Below are 17807 nucleotides of genomic sequence, written 5' to 3'. Positions count from 1 at the left end.
CGACTCTAGCAATTCACTACGCATCGTTGCTAACGGACAATCGCAACAGCCTGAGGCAAAGTGTAACTAAAGGTTCAGATTGACATTATTCAGACATGACTGGCCGTGTAACGATTACACCGTGAGGGATGTTCTGCTTCACGTTTGCAGAGGACGCTCACCCGCTCCCCTTGAATGCGCGCCGCTTTTCCGCAACACTAGTTAGTGTGTAAACGCTTACCCCAATAAGAAGGTATTGAATGGCGACAATTAAGGATGTGGCTCGTCTGGCCGGTGTTTCCGTCGCGACCGTCTCCCGCGTGATCAACAACTCCCCTAAAGCGAGTGATGCATCGCGCCAGGCCGTGCAGGACGCCATGGAAAACCTGAATTATCACCCTAACGCCAACGCGCGCGCCCTTGCCCAGCAGTCGACAGAAACCATCGGGCTGGTGGTCGGAGATGTATCCGATCCGTTTTTCGGTGCGATGGTCAAAGCCGTAGAACAAGTCTCTTATCACACCGGAAATTTCCTGCTGATTGGTAATGGCTACCACAATGAACAGAAAGAGCGCCAGGCCATTGAGCAGCTGATCCGTCATCGCTGTGCGGCGCTGGTGGTCCATGCAAAAATGATCCCCGACGCCGAGCTGATCCATCTGATGAAACAGATGCCGGGGATGGTGATTATCAACCGTATTATTCCCGGTTTTGAAACCCGCTGCGTGGCGCTCGACGACCGTTACGGCGCATGGCTCGCAACCCGTCATCTGATCCAGCAGGGCCATACCCGAATTGGTTATCTGTGCTCCAACCACCCAATTTCCGATGCGGAAGATCGCCTTCAGGGCTATTACGACGCGCTGCGCGAAGCCGGTCTGCCGTGCAACGATCGTCTTGTGGCGTACGGAGAACCGGATGAGAGTGGCGGCGAGCAGGCGATGACGGAGCTGCTGGGCCGCGGGCGGAATTTCACCGCCGTGGCCAGCTATAACGACTCCATGGCCGCCGGCGCAATGGGCGTGCTGAATGATAACGGGATTGACGTCCCGGCAGAAATTTCGCTGATTGGCTTTGATGATGTGCTGGTGTCGCGCTACGTGCGCCCTCGCCTGACCACCGTGCGCTACCCGATTGTGACCATGGCAACGCAGGCGGCAGAACTGGCGTTAGCGCTGGCCGAGCATCGCCCGCCACCGGAAATTACCCACCTGTTCAGCCCAACCTTAGTGCGCCGTCACTCGGTGGTATCGCCCGCGGAAGCCGTGAGCGAACAGCGATAGAGATGGACGGTTTTATCCGGGTATTCCAGCGCATCGCCAATGTAGTGCCAGCCGTAACGTTCGTAGAAGTCGCGGCAGGCAGACCAGAGATGAAGCTCGTGATATCCGGCGCGTCGCGCGTAGCCGATAACATGCCGCTGAAGTTTTCCCGCCAGCCCGTTTCCCCGGGCGGCTTCATCGACATACAGCGCAGCCAGCCAGGGGTGGAGATCCTGTCGGGAAATTAAATCGCAACGCCACAACCCAACGGTGCCCAGCAGCTGGTCATCCTCAACGGCAATAAAGGTGAGCGGTAACTCGCCCGGCGTCAGGCTGTGCTCAACAATGCTCTGGAAAAAGGCACGCGGCATACCTTCACCAAACGCGTTCCAGATCCAGTCGATCACCCGCTGTGTAAACTGCGGCGCAGCGTGAAGCGGCAGTATATTCACACCAGCTTCCCCTGGAAAAGGGGGACCGATTCAAAGAGATAGCCGTCAAAATCGGGCGCGTCCTCGTCTGACAGCTCAAGCAGGCTCTTTTTGACGTTTTCAAGATGCTGGAACATCGCCTGCCACGCCCCCATCACGTCGCGGCGGCGGAGCGCAGCGAGAATGGTTTGCCTGTCGCCGAGCCATTTCAGCCGCCATGCGCGGCTGGCGATGTGGCCATTAAACTGCTGCCACAGCGGGCTGCTGTCCATGTGATGCCAGACGCTTTCAACGGTCGCCAGCAGCATCTGGTTTTGTGTGGCCCCCGCCAGTACAAGGTGGAACATTTTGTTGTTGTCCTGGCTGCGATCGTCGGCGGCAATAGCCCGTTGCTCCTGCTCGATGATGCGGCGCAGGTTGTCGATATCCGCCCGCGTCGCCATTTTTGCGGCAAAGGCGGCAATGTTGCTTTCAAGCAGCTGACGCGCCTGGAGAATTTCAAACGGACCCACGTCACTGTTCAGAAAACGTTCTTCCTCGTTTTCATGCTCCTCCGGAATGCGCATCACGTACACACCAGACCCCTGGCGAATATCCACCGTCCCCTGTAGCTCAAGCATCAGCAGCGCCTCGCGCACGATAGTGCGGCTCACGCCATACGTCTCGGCGATGTTGCGCTCCGGCGGCAGACGCGATCCCACGGGATAATGCCCCTGGATAATCTGCGCCCGTAAATCCTCGCCAATCTCCTGGTACTGTTTTTTTTCCGGCAGGATGACAGCCTTATCCACGTTTTCACCTGTGTTTTTCAGTTAATGCGCGGGCCGGACGTCCTCCCGGCCAGTTTGTGCGCTATTTTACCAGAAGGCTTACTTCCATTCATCGTCAACCCTGAGCGTCAGCACACGCTCATCGCGCAGCTGGCGGAACCAGGACGCTGATTTCTTTGCCCGCCGTGCGCGATGGTTTTCAAGGTCGATCTCAATAAGCCCGTAGCGGTTTTTAAACGCGTTCATCGGGGAGACGTTGTCGGTGAAGGCCCACAGCATATAGCCGTGGCAGTTAGCCCCCGCCTCCCGCGCCAGCAGCGTGTAATAAAGATGTTCGCTGAGAAACGCGATGCGGTACGCGTCATCGATAATGCCGTCGCGATTGCGAAATTGCGCTTCGTTCTCCACGCCCATCCCGCTTTCCGCTACAAACCAGTCAATGTTGCGATAGTCGTTTTTAATCCGCATCGCCATGTCGTAAATAATGCGCGGGAAGATCTCCCAGCCGCGGGAGGTGTTCATCCTCCGCCCCGGCAGCTCGAACGGCTCGTAGTAGTACGCCGGGTGGAACGGCGTCTCCGGGTGCCAGGCGCGGGACGGGGCTTTGACGCGATGCGGGTAATAGAGGTTAATGCCCAGCTCGTCGACGGTGTTGTCGGCAATCAGCGCCAGCTCGTCAGCCGTGTAATCCCACTGCACCTGATGCTGCGCCAGCAGGGTAAAAAGCGCCTGCGGATAGCGCCCGTGCACCAGCGGGTCAAGAAAGACGCGGTTATAGAACAGATCGTACATCTCTGCCGCCCGCACGTCATGCGGCGCGCGCGAGCGCGGATAGGTCACTTCCGGGTTAAGAATACAGCCCACCGAGCCGTCATACCCTTTCTCGCGAAACAGCTTCACCACTTTCGCCGTCGCCAGCACCTTATGGTGGTTCCACTGCATCCAGGTGCTGGTGTTCTGCTCATAGGGCCAGCGCAGCGCGTCGAGGTAGACGCGCGTCTGGACCACAATCGGCTCGTTGAAGGTAAACCAGCGGGTGACTTTGCCGTGAAAGCGCTCAAACACCTTTTCCGCATAGCGAACGAACAGCTCGACGACGTGCTTCGACGCCCAGCCGCCGTAGGTCTCCAGCAGCACGCCCGGCAATTCGTAGTGTTCCAGGCAGATCATCGGCTCAATGCCCTGACGGTGCATTTCATCGAACAGCGCGTCGTAATAGGCGGCGTACTCTTCATCTACGGTGGCGTTTTCATAGTCGGTCAAAAAGCGCGACCAGTTGATCGAGGTGCGATAGTGCGTCAGTCCCGCCTGCTTCATCAGCGCCACGTCTTCGCGAAAGCGATTGATAAAGTCGGTTGCCACCGCCGGGCCGTAGCCGTTGTGCCAGACGTGACGATCGTTCTTGTACCAGAGATCGATCCACGAATCCTGCCCCGGCTTTTTGCCGCTCCAGCCCTCGGTCTGCCAGGCCGATGCCGCCGCGCCCAGCATAAAATCTGGCGGTATGGTTATCTGTTTTATGCTCATCCTGTCCTCATGCGTTATCGGTGGCTTGTTGCAGTGCGGCCTGATCTGCGCGGCGTGAGGCAATTTTCACAAACGGCAGATAGATGATCACCGCAGTCACGATGCAGATAAACTGGGTGATCACCGCCCCCATGGAGCCCGCGGTTGACAGCCAGGCGTTGATCAGCGGCGGCGTGGTCCAGGGCACCATCACCACGGCTTTCCCGGCAAATCCGGTCACGGTGGCAAAGTAGCCAATCGAGCCCGTCACCAGCGGCGTGATGATGAACGGGATAGCCAGGATCGGGTTGAGCATGACTGGCATCCCGAAGATCACCGGCTCGTTGATGTTAAACAGGCCAGGACCGATGGAGAGCTTGGCGATCTCCTTCATCTCTTTGCGTTTGGTGGCAATCATCACCGCGATCAGCAGACCGATAGTGAGCCCTGAGCCGCCAATGCTCATATACACATCCCAGAACGGCATGGTGATGATGTTTGGCACCTCTTTGCCCTGCTCGAACGCGCTCATGTTGACAGTGATTGCCCCCAGCAGCAGCGGCTCGCGGATCGGCTTGATCATCTGGTTGCCGTGAATACCAATCACCCAGAACAGCTGGGCGACAAACATCAGCAGCAGGATCCCCGGCAGGCTTTGCACCACGCGCTCCAGCGGCTGTTGCACCACCTGGTAAACCGCGTCGTAGAGATACATTCCGGTAACCCGATGAAACACGAAGCCAAAGGTGGCGATGGCGGTGGTGGTGATAATGGCCGGGATCAGCGCAGAGAACGACGCGGCGACATTCGGCGGCACCGTGTCCGGCATCCTGATTTTCAGCCCCTTGCGGTTTTCCAGCCAGCAGTAAATCTCCACTGACAGGATGGCGATAAACATGCCGAGGAACAGGCTGCGGGTATCCGAGAACTGGCGCAGCAGCACGTCTTTCACCACGTGCATCTCGCCGTCCACCAGCATTTCCACCGTGGTCGGCGTCACGCAGATAAAGCAGATCACCGCCAGCAGGCCGGGGAACAGGGACTTAATGCCGTTAATACGCCCCAGCTCAATGCCGATTAAAAACACCGCGCCGATGTTGAGAAAGTTGAGCGTGGCATAGTTCAGCGCACTGGTGATCGGCTTTAACGCCGCCAGAAACGACAGCGACTGAAAGCTCGCCAGGCCGTTTTTCGGATCCAGCACCATATTGGAGATCAGTACCGAGAACGCCCCCACAATGATGACCGGCATTAAGGTAATAAACGCAGACTTAATCGCCTGGATATAGCGATAGCTGTTGAAGGTGGTGGCAAAACTGCCCAGAGCGTCGATCAGTTTTTCCTGAAATGCCATAGGGTAATACCTCAGTAAAAGGGCTTTTATTGAATAAGATGGACAGCCGGATACTATTGGTATGCCAAAAATAGCGTCCACAGGCGCTTTGTTCTGTGATTAAGCTCTCAATGAGGTAAGAGGTATTCCAGATTGCGATTTATCACCATTTTGGCATGCCAATGACAGGCATTTATCCCGCGGGCGAGGATCGTTACCGAAAAGCGTGATCGTTATGGGGTTTTGCCCTTCCCACGTCGCTTATGCGCCGGATGGTCTGTGTTAAACTGCAAACCATTACGTGGAAACAGGAATTTCGAATGGCAACAATGCTGGATGTCTCACTGCGTGCGGGCGTGTCGAAGGCCACCGTTTCGCGCGTGCTGAACGGCACAGGTCAGGTTAAAGAGAGCACGCGTCAGCAGGTATTTCGCGCGATGGAGGAGCTGGGCTATCGTCCGAACTTTCTCGCGCGTTCGCTGGCTAACCAGACCAGCAACAGCATTGGTCTGGTCGTCTCGACGTTCGACGGTTTTTACTTTGGTCGTTTGCTACAGCAGGCGTCACGGCAGACCGAAAAGCACGGAAAACAGCTGATTGTTACCGACGGTCACGACGCCCCTGAGCAGGAAGAACAGGCGGTCCAGATGCTCGCCGATCGCAAGTGCGACGCCATCGTGCTGTATACGCGTTACATGAGCGAAAAGACGATCCTGAAGCTGATCAACAGCGTGCAGACGCCGCTGGTGATCATTAACCGTGAAGTGAGCCAGGCGGCGGATCGCTGCGTCTTCTTTGAACAGCAGGACGCAGCCTTCAAAGCGGTGGATTACCTGATAAGCCAGGGCCACCGGGAGATCGCCTGTATCACCGTCCCGATCCACACGCCAACGGGTAAAGCGCGACTGATGGGCTACCGTAAGGCGCTGGAGAAGCACGGTATTCGTCTCGACGAGCGGCGGATTAAATACGGCGATGCAGGCATGACGCGGGGTTACGAGCTGTGCAAGGAGCTGATTGCGGAAAAGACATCGTTCAGCGCCCTGTTTGCCTGTAACGATGATATGGCCCTGGGCGCCTCCAAAGCATTACACCAGGCCGGGCTGAAGATCCCGCAGGATATTTCGCTGTTTGGTTTTGACGATGCCCCCAGCGCAAAGTGGCTGGAGCCTGCCCTGTCGTCGGTGTATCTGCCGATCGACAACATGATCGTCACGGCGATCGACCAGGCGATCCGGCTGGCAAAAAACCAGCCGGTTGAAGCGATCCCGCCGTTCACCGGCACCCTGGTGTTACGCGATTCGGTGACGACGGGGCCCTGGTTTAATCAGACCAGCTCTAACGCCAGCAGCTCCTGAATGGTCTGGCGACGGCGAATCAGCCGCGCCACGCCGTTATCAAACAATACTTCCGGCAGCAGCGGGCGGCTATTGTAGTTGGAAGACATAGACGCCCCGTACGCACCGGTATCATGCAGCACCAGATAATCTCCCGGTTTTACCTCTGGCAGCGAACGGGTTTCGACTTTCCCGCCTTCCTGCTGAGTAAAGACGTCACCGGATTCACACAGCGGGCCGGCAACAACGGTCTCGATGCGCGGGGCGTTAACCAGATCGCGGCCATCGGCGGCAAGTGCGGTGATGTGATGATAGCTGCCGTACATGGACGGGCGCATCAGATCGTTGAAGCCAGCATCAATCAGCACAAAGTGACGGCTTCCCATCTCCTTCACGCTCCGCACCTGCGCCACCAGCACGCCGGCCTCGGCAACCAGGAAACGACCCGGCTCAATCTCCAGCTTCACCGCATGGCCCAGATGGGCGGCGATGCTGTCACGCGCGGCGCTCCACAGGCCGTAATAGTGATCCGTGTCGATCGCCTCTTCCCCTTCGCGGTAAGGAATCGAAAGCCCTCCCCCGGCGGAGATCGCCTCCAGATCCTGACCAAAATCGATAACCTGACGCACCATGGCGCCACAGACCTGCTCAAGATGGCCGTAATCCACGCCGGACCCGATATGCATGTGAATGCCCACCAGCTTGAGGTTGTAGCGTTGTAAAACCTCCAGCGCCGCAGGCATATCGGCATACCAGATCCCGTGCTTGCTGTTTTCGCCCCCGGTGTTGGTTTTCTGACTGTGACCGTGACCAAAGCCCGGGTTGATGCGCAGCCAGACGCGATGGCCAGGAGAGACCTGCCCAAGCTGTTCCAGCATATCCACCGAACCGGCATTGACCGGGATTTGCAGCTCGTGCACGCGCGCCAGCGTGGCGTCGTCAATCAGGTCAGCGGTGAAGACGATCGCGTCGCTGTCGGCTTTCGGATCAAACCCGGCCGCCAGCGCACGTTCGATCTCACCCAGCGATACGGAGTCAACCTTCACGCCCTCCTCGCGCATCAGGCGCAGAATATGAATATTGGAGCAGGCCTTCTGCGCAAAACGCACCACGTCAAACTGATGCAGCGCGGCGATCTTCTCGCGGACAATCTGCGCATCGTAGACCCACACCGGGCAGCCGAATTCGGCAGGCAGGCGCAGCAGGTTATCGGCATTTAAATCGGTCTCGGTCTGGTTGAGTGGGCGTGGCATGGTCGTCTCCGGAAATCTGTTTTTTATCATTACGCCATAGCCTGAAGAGAATAAAAAATATCGTTTTATCGTGAGTCTATGCAAAAATGATATGGACTACGCTCAGCCATCAGGTGCCCTATGCCCGCCGTTAACCTACGCCATATCGAGATTTTTCATGCGGTAATGACCACCGGCAATCTCACTGAAGCCGCGCACATGCTGCACACCTCGCAGCCGACGGTCAGCCGTGAGCTGGCGCGTTTTGAGAAAGTGCTGGGGCTGAAGCTGTTTGAACGCGCCCGCGGCAGGCTGCATCCAACGGTGCAGGGTTTACGCCTGTTTGAGGAGGTTCAGCGCTCCTGGTACGGGCTGGACAGGATCGTGAGCGCGGCAGAGAGCCTGAGGGAGTTCCGCCAGGGCGAGCTGTCCATCGTCTGCCTGCCGGTCTTTTCCCAGTCATTCCTGCCGGTACTGTTACAGCCGTTTCTGGCCCGCTATCCGGAGGTCAGCCTGACCATCGTGCCGCAGGAGTCGCCGCTGCTGGAGGAGTGGCTTTCGGCCCAGCGCCACGATCTGGGTCTGACCGAAACCCTCGTCACGCCAGCGGGAACGGAACGCACGGAGCTACTGTCGCTGGATGAGGTCTGCGTGCTGCCTGCCTGCCATCCGCTTGCCCACAAAGCGGAGCTGACGCCGGCGGATTTTCACGGTGAGAACTATATCAGCCTGTCGCAGACCGACAGCTACCGGCAGCTTCTGGATGGCCTGTTTGCCGAACATCAGGTGAAGCGGCGGATGGTGATGGAAACGCACAGTGCGGCGTCTATTTGCGCGATGGTGCGCGCGGGCGTGGGTATTTCGGTGGTGAACCCGCTCACGGCCATGGACTACGCCAGCAGCGGCGTGGTTCTGCGCCGTTTTAGCGTTTCCGTTCCCTTTACCGTGAGCCTGATCCGCCCGCTGCACCGGCCCGCCTCAGCGCTGGTTGATGCCTTTAGTGAACACCTGATTGCGCACGCGCGTCAGGTGGCGCTTCGCTTACCTGACCTGCAAAAACCACTATGACAGCATGAACTCCACCGCATCCGCGGCATGGATGGCGGCGGTATCGAAGACCGTTATCGGGCTTTGGTCTGCCGGCACCAGCAGGCCAATTTCGGTACAGCCGAAGATAACCCCTTCCGCCCCCTGCTGCGCCAGTTTCTCAATCACGCTGACGTACCATGCGCGCGACGTTTCGCTGAAGGTGCCCAGACACAGCTCATCAAAAATAATCTGGTTAATGCGCGCCCGGTCAGCCTCTTCAGGGATCAGGCTTTCAATCCCGAACTGGCTGTTCAGCCGCCCGCAGTAAAAATCCTGCTCCATGGTGTAGCGCGTCCCCAGCAGCGCCACGCGCGTCATGCCGGCGGCACGTATGGCACGCCCGGTGGCATCCGCGATATGTAAGAACGGCAGCGAACAGCGGTCTTCAATGTGCGACGCCACCTTATGCATGGTGTTGGTACACAGCAGAATACCCTGCGCGCCCGCACGCTCCAGCCCGAGCGCGGCGTCCGCCAGCATCTGCCCGGCTTTGTCCCACTCCCCGCTCGACTGGCAGGCTTCTATTTCATGGAAATCCACGCTGTGCAGCAGCAGGCTGGCCGAATGCAGACCGCCCAGACGCTGTTTGACACCTTCATTAATCAGGCGGTAGTACGGGATCGTTGATTCCCAGCTCATGCCCCCTAACAGACCGATCGTTTTCATCTTTCCTCCTGTGCGTTTCACCCAGTGAAGCAAACTTGTGATCGCCTTTCCAGTTATTTGGCTAAACGTTTCCTTTTCGCCGCGGGTGAGATAAATTAATTGAAACAATGTTTCATTACATAACAGGGCGAAAATATGTTTATTTTCCATAAAGAGACCACGCTTGAGGATCTGGGCAACGGCGTGACGCGTCGTATTCTGGCGCACGACGGCAGGATGATGGCGGTGGAAGTGAATTTCGAGCAAGGCGCGATTGGCCCGATGCATAACCATTCGCATGAGCAGCTCACCTACGTTCTCTCGGGGGAATTTGAGTTCACCATTGGCGAGGAGAAGCATGTGGTGATGGCGGGCGACACCCTCTATAAAGCGCCGCACGTGATGCACGGCTGCGTTTGCCTGAAACCCGGCACCCTGCTGGATACCTTTACGCCGGTTCGCGAAGATTTCCTGAAATAAAAAAAGGCGCTCAGTTGAGCGCCTTTTTTGAAGTTATTCCGTAACCGGCTCAGGAAGTTGTTCCGGCAGCGGGTTGCGGGTGCTCATTGCCTCGCGCAGCAGCACGCTGCCACAGGCGAACAGTCCACCCAGAATACACGCCAGCAGCACGATCAGGGCTTTGCCCGGGCCATCTTTTTTCACCGGCATAGAAGGTGAAAGCTGGTATTTGAACGGCTCCAGGCTCACATCTTCGAAGGAAAGTTTTTGCAGCTGTGCCAGATAGTATTCGCGGTTCTGGAAATCGGCGTTCAGCTCAGAAACATCCTTCAGATTTTTTTCAATCTGCAATTTCTGCGCAATCCCGTCCGCACCGAGGGCGACGGAATAATCCGGATCGTCTTTCACCGCCTGTCCATTGCTGTAGACCGGCTTTTTGATCCCCGCCGCGTTCGCCACTTCCAGCGAGTAGTTCAGGCGTTGCAGGTTGGTATTATGGATATTTGTCAGACGGACCCGATCCAGCTCCAGCTGCTGCTGAACCGTTTTGGTTCTCAGGATCAGCTGATCGCGAATGTTTTGCATGGTCTCCTGCTCGACGATGCGGGAGATGTACTGAATGTAACCATTCAACACTTTCTGCGCGTCCTCTGCCGTTGGGGCAGTGAAGCTTAACGTCCAGGAGAGGTACGGTGCTTTATCGGCATTTTTTTCCTGCGTGTTATCAACGGCTTTCATCTTTTCGGCAATATTGACCACCGCGCGGTGCAGCTCCAGCGGGTCAACCTGAGCGCCATCGAGCTGAGCCATCACGTAAGGTGAGCTCTTCATGTACTCTTCAAGCAGAGACTGGGACTGAAACTTTTTGATAAACAGATTAAACACATCCGCACGGGTAATTTTCACGTCGACATCAAGCACCTGGAGCGCCACCATCATCTGGCGCAGCGAACTCCACTGCGTCTGTTCCGCGGGCGTAATGACCGCTTTACTGGTCCATTTTTGCGGTATCAGAAAGGCGATTGCCAGGCCGACCAGTGCAAATGCAAAGACAATGGTGATGATGCGTTTTTTTGCTGCCAGCAGGACGTCCAGCAGACCCAGAAGATCTATTTCTTTAGCGCTGACCGCCGGGGGAGCATAGTGAGGAAAGTTGAGATCCGTATGTTTTTTGAAATCCATCGCTGACATAACTGTTCTTCTTTTAAGGATGCAGTGAAATTCTGCCTGACTGGTTCCGGTGTAACAAATCATACAAGAATGTAAGAATTATCTGAATGACGAATTGGTACATCTGTAGACCTGCTATCAGATCTGGTAGTTAGCCACGCTGCGTGACTATTCTTATTCCCGCTCCCTTTTTGCTTCGTTATCTCTTCCTCATGGCCGGCGGCAAAGCTTCGTGAAAAGTCAAAAATGCCACCTCCCTCACTATATTGAAACAGCGTTTCGACGCCGATCACATTTCCACCATTAAGCGAATGACGCAGAAACAAATCGCAATAATATAAAATAAAACGATGTTTTAGTATCCAAGAACGCCGGTTCAGCTCTTTTGAAACCAGAAGCGCTTACAGCACAAAGAAAGACAAAAAAGCGTTAAAAAACAAACGTAGATTTCGCCGTTGCCAGACGTTGCACCCTGAATTTCAGCTCTCATGCCGCGCATCGCAGGCCTGGGAAAATGTAACAAAGCAGATTTCGTATTAAACCATTGATTGCCAGGTAGGTATGTATGAATGAAAACAAGCTGCTGGGGCTCGCATGGATATCACCCTACATCATCGGGCTGATACTCTTTACGGCATTCCCCTTCGTCTCATCGTTTTTCCTCAGCTTTACGGATTACGATTTGATGAGTCCGCCGGTGTTTAACGGCATTGAAAACTATCGCTACATGTTTACCGAAGACACGCTCTTCTGGAAATCCATGGGCGTGACCTTTGCCTATGTATTTTTAACCATCCCGTTAAAGCTCGCCTTTGCATTAGGCATTGCCTTTGTCCTGAACTTTAAATTACGCGGCATCGGCTTTTTCCGAACGGCCTACTATATTCCGTCAATCCTCGGCAGTTCCGTCGCCATTGCCGTATTGTGGCGCGCCTTATTTGCCATTGATGGTCTGCTGAACAGCTTTATCGGTGTATTTGGCTTTGATCCGGTGAACTGGCTGGGCGAGCCGTCGCTGGCGCTGATGTCCGTTACCCTGCTACGTGTCTGGCAGTTCGGTTCCGCGATGGTCATCTTCCTGGCCGCGCTGCAAAACGTCCCGCAGTCCCAGTATGAAGCGGCGATGATCGATGGCGCATCGAAATGGCAGATGTTCATGAAGGTGACCGTGCCGCTGATTACGCCGGTGATCTTCTTCAACTTCATCATGCAGACCACGCAGGCGTTCCAGGAATTTACCGGGCCGTACGTGATTACCGGCGGCGGGCCAACCTATTCGACCTATCTGTTCTCGCTCTACATCTACGACACCGCGTTTAAGTATTTCGATATGGGCTATGGCGCGGCGCTGGCGTGGGTCCTGTTCCTGGTGGTGGCTGTCTTCGCCGGTATCGCCTTTAAGTCGTCGAAATACTGGGTGTTCTACTCCGCCGATAAAGGAGGCAAAAATGGCTGATATTCAACAACTCTCCACGGCAAGAAGCGTCGCCGAACGCGAAGTGGCCCGCACGCTGCGCAGAGAGAAAATCAACGCCACCGTTCGCTATGTGATCCTGCTGGCTGTCGGCCTGCTGATGCTTTACCCGCTGGTGTGGATGTTCTCCGCGTCGTTCAAACCGAACCACGAGATCTTCACCACCCTGAGCCTGTGGCCAGCCCACGCCACCTGGGATGGTTTCGTAAACGGCTGGAAAACCGGCACCGAGTACAACTTCGGCCATTACATGCTGAATACCTTTAAGTATGTGATCCCGAAAGTGATCCTGACCATTATCTCCTCCACCATCGTGGCGTACGGCTTTGCCCGCTTCGAGATCCCGTGGAAGAAGTTCTGGTTCGCTACGCTCATCACCACCATGCTGCTGCCCAGCACCGTGCTGCTGATCCCGCAGTACCTGATGTTCCGTGAAATGGGCATGCTCAACAGCTATATGCCGCTGTACCTGCCGCTGGCCTTCGCCACTCAGGGGTTCTTCGTCTTCATGCTGATCCAGTTCCTGCGCGGCGTCCCGCGTGACATGGAAGAGGCGGCGCAGATAGACGGCTGTAACTCCATTCAGGTGCTGTGGTACGTGGTGGTGCCGATCCTGAAACCGGCCATTATCTCCGTCGCCCTGTTCCAGTTCATGTGGTCCATGAACGACTTTATCGGGCCGCTGATTTACGTCTACAGCGTGGATAAATACCCCATCGCACTGGCGCTGAAAATGTCCATCGACGTCACCGAAGGCGCGCCGTGGAACGAAATTCTGGCAATGGCGAGCATCTCCATTCTGCCATCCATCATTGTCTTCTTCCTGGCACAGCGCTACTTCGTACAGGGCGTCACCAGCAGCGGAATTAAAGGTTAAGAGGGAAATACCATGGCTGAAGTTATTTTCAACAAGCTGGAAAAGGTCTACTCCAACGGCTTTAAAGCGGTACACGCTATCGATCTTAAAATTGCTGAAGGGGAATTCATGGTGATCGTCGGCCCATCCGGCTGCGCCAAATCCACGACCCTGCGCATGCTGGCGGGGCTGGAAACCATCAGCGGCGGCGAGGTGCGCATCGGCGACAAGATCGTGAACAACCTCGCGCCGAAAGAGCGCGGTATTGCAATGGTGTTCCAGAACTACGCCCTCTATCCGCACATGACGGTGCGCGAGAATCTGGCCTTTGGTCTCAAGCTGAGCAAACTGCCGAAAGATCAGATTGAGTCTCAGGTGAATGAAGCCGCCAAAATTCTTGAGCTGGAAGAGCTGCTCGACCGCCTGCCGCGCCAGCTTTCCGGCGGCCAGGCGCAGCGCGTGGCGGTAGGCCGTGCGATTGTGAAAAAACCGGATGTGTTCCTGTTCGATGAGCCGCTTTCAAACCTCGACGCCAAACTGCGCGCTTCGATGCGTATCCGTATTTCTGACCTGCACAAGCAGCTGAAGAAGTCAGGAAAACCGGCGACCACCGTTTACGTGACCCACGACCAGACCGAAGCGATGACCATGGGCGACCGCATCTGCGTGATGAAGCTCGGCCATATCATGCAGGTGGACACGCCGGACAACCTCTACCACAAGCCGAAGAACATGTTCGTGGCGGGCTTTATCGGCGCGCCGGAGATGAATATACGCAAAAGCGTGCTGGTCGAAAAAGCGGGCCAGCTGCACATCGCCATTGGCGATGAAACCATGCCGCTGAACGCGGAGAAGCAGGAGAAAGTCGCGGCTTACGCGGGTCAGGAGATCTTCTACGGCGTGCGCCCGGAATTTGTGTCGCTCTCTGATGAGCCCTTCCCGAATGGCGGCTGTAGCGGGGAGATGGTGCGCGTGGAGAACATGGGCCACGAATTCTTTGTGTACCTGAAGGTCGCGGACTACGAACTGACCGCCCGAATCCCGTCCGATGAAGCTAAGCCAATGATTGATAAAGGGCTTCATCGTAAGGTGTATTTCACGTTTGAGATGAACAAGTGTCATATTTTTGACGCAAAAACTGAACAGAACCTCTCTCTCTGATGGAGTGATAAAAATGAAAAAAGTGCTTTTAAGCGCAGCAATCTCCGCGACCCTGGGCCTTACCGCTTTGCCATCAATGGCGCAGAATGTGGATTTACGGATGTCCTGGTGGGGCGGCAATGGCCGTCACCAGGTCACTCTGAAAGCGCTGGAAGAGTTCCATAAGCAGAACCCGGACATCAACGTAAAAGCGGAATACACCGGCTGGGACGGTCACCTCTCCCGTCTGACCACCCAGATTGCGGGCGGCACCGAGCCGGACGTGATGCAGACCAACTGGAACTGGCTGCCGATCTTCTCCAAAACCGGTGACGGCTTCTACGATCTGAACAAGATGAAGGACGTGATCGACCTGTCGCAGTTCGATCCCAAAGAGCTGCAAACCACCACCGTGGACGGCAAGCTGAACGGCATTCCGATCTCGGTGACGGCGCGCGTGTTCTACTTCAATGACGAAACCTGGAAAAAAGCGGGTATTGCGTACCCGAAAACCTGGGACGAGCTGATGGCGGCCGGTAAAACCTTCGAGAGCAAGCTCGGCAAGCAATACTATCCGGTGATCCTGGAGCACCAGGATACGCTGGCGCTGCTGAATTCGTACATGATCCAGAAGTACAACATTCCTGCGGTGGATGAGAAAACCAAAAAGTTCAGCTACACAAAGGAACAGTGGGTGGAGTTTTTCCAGACCTACAAAAAGCTGATCGACAGCCACGTCATGCCGGACACCAAATACTATGCCTCGTTCGGTAAGAGCAACATGTATGAGATGAAGCCGTGGATCCAGGGTGAATGGGGCGGCACCTACATGTGGAACTCCACCATCAACAAATATTCCGACAACCTGAAGCCACCGGCGAAACTGGAGCTGGGCAGCTACCCAATGCTGCCGGGCGCCACCGACGCGGGTCTGTTCTTCAAACCGGCGCAGATGCTGTCGATTGGTAAGACGACCAAAAACCCGGAAGCGGCAGCGAAGCTGATTAACTTCCTGCTCAACAGCAAAGAAGGGGTTGATACGCTGGGTCTTGAGCGCGGCGTGCCGTTGAGCAAAGTGGCGGTGCAGTATCTGACCGAAGACGGCACCATTAAAGAGGACGATCCATCCGTGGCGGGCCTGCGCCTGGCGCAGTCGCTGCCGGCGAAACTCACCGTCTCGCCATACTTTGACGACCCACAGATTGTGGCGCAGTTCGGTACCTCTTTGCAGTATATCGACTACGGGCAGAAAACCGTGGAAGAGACGGCCGCTGACTTCCAGCGTCAGGCGGAGCGTATTTTGAGACGTGCGATGCGGTAAACACAAAGCCGGGTGGCGGCTACGCCTTACCCGGCCTACAGGCTATCGTAGGCCCGGTAAGCGAAGCGCCACCGGGCAATGACATTACACGCCGATATTACGTAGTTTCTCCCCTCTCATCAGCTTGCGTTCAATATGCTCCAGGGTCACGCCTTTGGTTTCCGGAATCAGCCAGAAGGTCACGCCGATAAACGCCACGTTCAGCACCGTATAGAGCCAGAAGGTGCCTGCCGCGCCAATCGCATCCAGCAGCGTCAGGAAGGTCGCGCCAATGATCATGTTCGACACCCAGTTGGTGGTGGTGGAACAGGTGATACCAAAGTCACGGCATTTCAGCGGCTGAATTTCAGAGCACAGGATCCACACCACCGGCGCGGCGCTCATCGCGTAACCGGCGATGCACATCATGGTCATGCCGACGGAGAGCCAGGAGAGGCCGCTGGACGCCGTGCCGTTATCGAACTGCATCAGGCAGTAGCCGAGTATTAAGGTGCCGAGCGCCATCACGCTAAAGCCAATTTTCAGGGCGGGTTTACGTCCGGCCTTATCAACGGTGAACACCGCGATAAAGGTGGCGAACATAAAGGTCAGCCCTACCACCAGCGTGGCGATCATCTGCTGTTCGGTGGTGGTAAAACCGGCCATTTTAAAGATGCGTGGGGCGTAATACATGATGATGTTCATCCCCGTGAACTGCTGCATCGCCTGTAACAGCATGCCGAGGAACACCGCGCGGCGCACGTTGCGGTTTGCCTTAAACAGCGACCAGCCGCCCTGCTTCAGCTTCAGGCTCTCGCGGATTTCGTTCAGCTCTTCACGCGCTTTTTCAGACGTGTCGCGCAGCATGCGCAGCACCTCTTCCGCCTCCACGTGACGCCCTTTTTGCGCCAGCCAGCGCGGGCTGTTCGGCAGGAAAATGACTAACACAATCAGCAGCACCGCAGGCAGCGCCAACACGCCAAGCATTGCCCGCCAGTTGCCGCTGTAGCTGAAGTATGTATCCGACAGGAACGCCAGCACGATACCGAGCGTCACCATCAGCTGGTACATGCTGATCATCTTCCCGCGCACGTTTTCACTCGCCATTTCGGAGAGGTAAAGCGGCGCGGTGTAGGACGCGATACCCACCGCCACGCCCAGCAGCACGCGGGAGAGCAGCAGCACTTCAACGTTGGTTGCAAACGCTGAACCAAGAGAGCCGGCAACAAACAGGATCGCCCCGACCATCAGGCTGTATTTGCGCCCGAGACGGAACGACAGCCAGCCGTTAAAGAGCGCGCCGATGGCCGCGCCGAGCATCATGCTGCTCACCACCCACTCTTGCAGGCGGTTGCTTAACGTAAAGTGGTCGGTAATAAAGGGCAGTGCGCCAGCGATAACGCCGATATCCAGACCAAACAGTAAACCGGCTACGGCGGCCGCAACAGAAACAAACTGGTTCATGCGTCGGGTATCGCGCAGCGCAGCGGGCATAAGGGTAGAGTCATTTACAGATGTCATAGTTTCCTGCCTCAACAGCGAAATTCGTTAAGTGAAATTACGAGATACCGGAAGAAAGTGTCAGGCCGGAACTGGTGAAGATATGGATTATTTCGCTACGACATACCGATCTGTGATGGACATTACAATTTCAAATCAGGGTGGTTTAACCTTATTTTTTATTAATTAGTTAATATTTAAGCAATAAATGTGTGACACCCGTCATTCATTCCTTTTCAGTATGGATTTTTCATCTTTAAGGATATGGATAAAGCCAATTTTGGCGCAAAAAAAACCTCCACCCGAGGGCAGAGGTTCTTTATT

At 55.9% G+C, this 17807-nt stretch carries 16 protein-coding genes; 8 read left to right on the top strand and 8 right to left on the bottom strand.

Annotated elements, in window-relative coordinates:
• Window positions 1–239: 239 nt before the first annotated feature.
• Complete coding sequence (gene galR / locus SK58_RS06410) at window positions 240–1262, top strand: HTH-type transcriptional regulator GalR (RefSeq protein WP_003862806.1); 1023 nt, start codon at window positions 240–242, stop codon at window positions 1260–1262.
• Here the strand turns inward: galR and SK58_RS06405 are convergent.
• The 4 genes from SK58_RS06405 to SK58_RS06390 form a co-directional block, all read right to left on the bottom strand.
• Window positions 1217–1693, bottom strand: a complete 477-nt coding sequence (locus tag SK58_RS06405; protein WP_032669290.1) for a GNAT family N-acetyltransferase — start codon at window positions 1691–1693, stop codon at window positions 1217–1219. The genes galR and SK58_RS06405 overlap by 46 nt on opposite strands.
• A complete protein-coding gene (locus SK58_RS06400; RefSeq protein ID WP_003862809.1) occupies window positions 1690–2463 on the bottom strand; it encodes a GntR family transcriptional regulator in 774 nt (257 codons plus the stop codon). The genes SK58_RS06405 and SK58_RS06400 overlap by 4 nt, the downstream gene beginning before the upstream one ends.
• A 78-nt stretch (window positions 2464–2541) precedes the next feature.
• Window positions 2542–3969 (bottom strand): glycoside hydrolase family 1 protein, encoded by a 1428-nt coding sequence (locus tag SK58_RS06395; protein WP_047734889.1) that lies wholly within the window; start codon window positions 3967–3969, stop codon window positions 2542–2544.
• Window positions 3970–3976: 7 nt separating this feature from the next.
• Entirely contained in the window at window positions 3977–5302 is a 1326-nt protein-coding gene (locus tag SK58_RS06390) for a PTS sugar transporter subunit IIC (protein ID WP_032102923.1), read from the bottom strand.
• 299 nt (window positions 5303–5601) lie between these two features.
• Between SK58_RS06390 and SK58_RS06385 the strand changes: the two genes are divergently transcribed.
• A complete protein-coding gene (locus SK58_RS06385) occupies window positions 5602–6639 on the top strand; it encodes a LacI family DNA-binding transcriptional regulator (protein ID WP_003862814.1) in 1038 nt (345 codons plus the stop codon).
• Here SK58_RS06385 and lysA read toward each other — a convergent pair.
• Window positions 6609–7871, bottom strand: a complete 1263-nt coding sequence (gene lysA / locus SK58_RS06380) for a diaminopimelate decarboxylase (RefSeq protein ID WP_032649377.1) — start codon at window positions 7869–7871, stop codon at window positions 6609–6611. The genes SK58_RS06385 and lysA overlap by 31 nt on opposite strands.
• Window positions 7872–7991: 120 nt before the next feature.
• Between lysA and SK58_RS06375 the strand changes: the two genes are divergently transcribed.
• Complete coding sequence (locus tag SK58_RS06375) at window positions 7992–8918, top strand: LysR family transcriptional regulator (RefSeq protein WP_048219544.1); 927 nt, start codon at window positions 7992–7994, stop codon at window positions 8916–8918.
• Here the strand turns inward: SK58_RS06375 and SK58_RS06370 are convergent.
• Complete coding sequence (locus tag SK58_RS06370; RefSeq protein ID WP_032649380.1) at window positions 8913–9605, bottom strand: aspartate/glutamate racemase; 693 nt, start codon at window positions 9603–9605, stop codon at window positions 8913–8915. The genes SK58_RS06375 and SK58_RS06370 overlap by 6 nt on opposite strands.
• Before the next feature lie 135 nt (window positions 9606–9740).
• Between SK58_RS06370 and SK58_RS06365 the strand changes: the two genes are divergently transcribed.
• Window positions 9741–10064, top strand: coding sequence for a cupin domain-containing protein (locus SK58_RS06365; protein ID WP_032649382.1), 324 nt, complete (start codon window positions 9741–9743; stop codon window positions 10062–10064).
• Between the two features lie 33 nt (window positions 10065–10097).
• Here the strand turns inward: SK58_RS06365 and wzz(fepE) are convergent, their stop codons facing one another.
• On the bottom strand, window positions 10098–11234 hold the full coding sequence (wzz(fepE), locus tag SK58_RS06360) for an LPS O-antigen length regulator Wzz(fepE) (protein WP_017382859.1): 1137 nt from the start codon (window positions 11232–11234) through the stop codon (window positions 10098–10100).
• Window positions 11235–11778: 544 nt separating this feature from the next.
• On the opposite strand from wzz(fepE), the gene SK58_RS06355 reads away from it, so the two are divergent.
• Genes SK58_RS06355 through SK58_RS06340 form a run of 4 tightly spaced genes read left to right on the top strand, consistent with a single transcriptional unit; the run spans window position 11779 to window position 16004 of the window.
• Window positions 11779–12669, top strand: coding sequence for a carbohydrate ABC transporter permease (locus SK58_RS06355; RefSeq protein ID WP_006811834.1), 891 nt, complete (start codon window positions 11779–11781; stop codon window positions 12667–12669).
• Window positions 12662–13564, top strand: a complete 903-nt coding sequence (locus SK58_RS06350) for a carbohydrate ABC transporter permease (RefSeq protein ID WP_032649385.1) — start codon at window positions 12662–12664, stop codon at window positions 13562–13564. Before SK58_RS06355 ends, SK58_RS06350 begins: the two co-directional genes overlap by 8 nt.
• Before the next feature lie 12 nt (window positions 13565–13576).
• Window positions 13577–14704, top strand: coding sequence for an ABC transporter ATP-binding protein (locus tag SK58_RS06345; protein ID WP_023295369.1), 1128 nt, complete (start codon window positions 13577–13579; stop codon window positions 14702–14704).
• A gap of 13 nt (window positions 14705–14717) precedes the next feature.
• Window positions 14718–16004, top strand: coding sequence for an ABC transporter substrate-binding protein (locus SK58_RS06340; protein ID WP_017382862.1), 1287 nt, complete (start codon window positions 14718–14720; stop codon window positions 16002–16004).
• 84 nt (window positions 16005–16088) lie between these two features.
• On the opposite strand, the gene SK58_RS06335 is transcribed toward SK58_RS06340, so the two are convergent.
• Window positions 16089–17504 carry an arabinose-proton symporter AraE gene (locus SK58_RS06335; RefSeq protein WP_023304357.1) on the bottom strand — a complete coding sequence of 472 codons (1416 nt, stop codon included), beginning with the start codon at window positions 17502–17504 and terminating at the stop codon, window positions 16089–16091.
• Window positions 17505–17807: the final 303 nt, after the last annotated feature.

The sequence above is a fragment of the Enterobacter sp. BIDMC93 genome, from assembly GCF_001037805.1.
GTDB classification, from domain to species: domain Bacteria; phylum Pseudomonadota; class Gammaproteobacteria; order Enterobacterales; family Enterobacteriaceae; genus Enterobacter; species Enterobacter hormaechei_C.
This window is presented reverse-complemented; position numbering and strand designations above follow the sequence as displayed.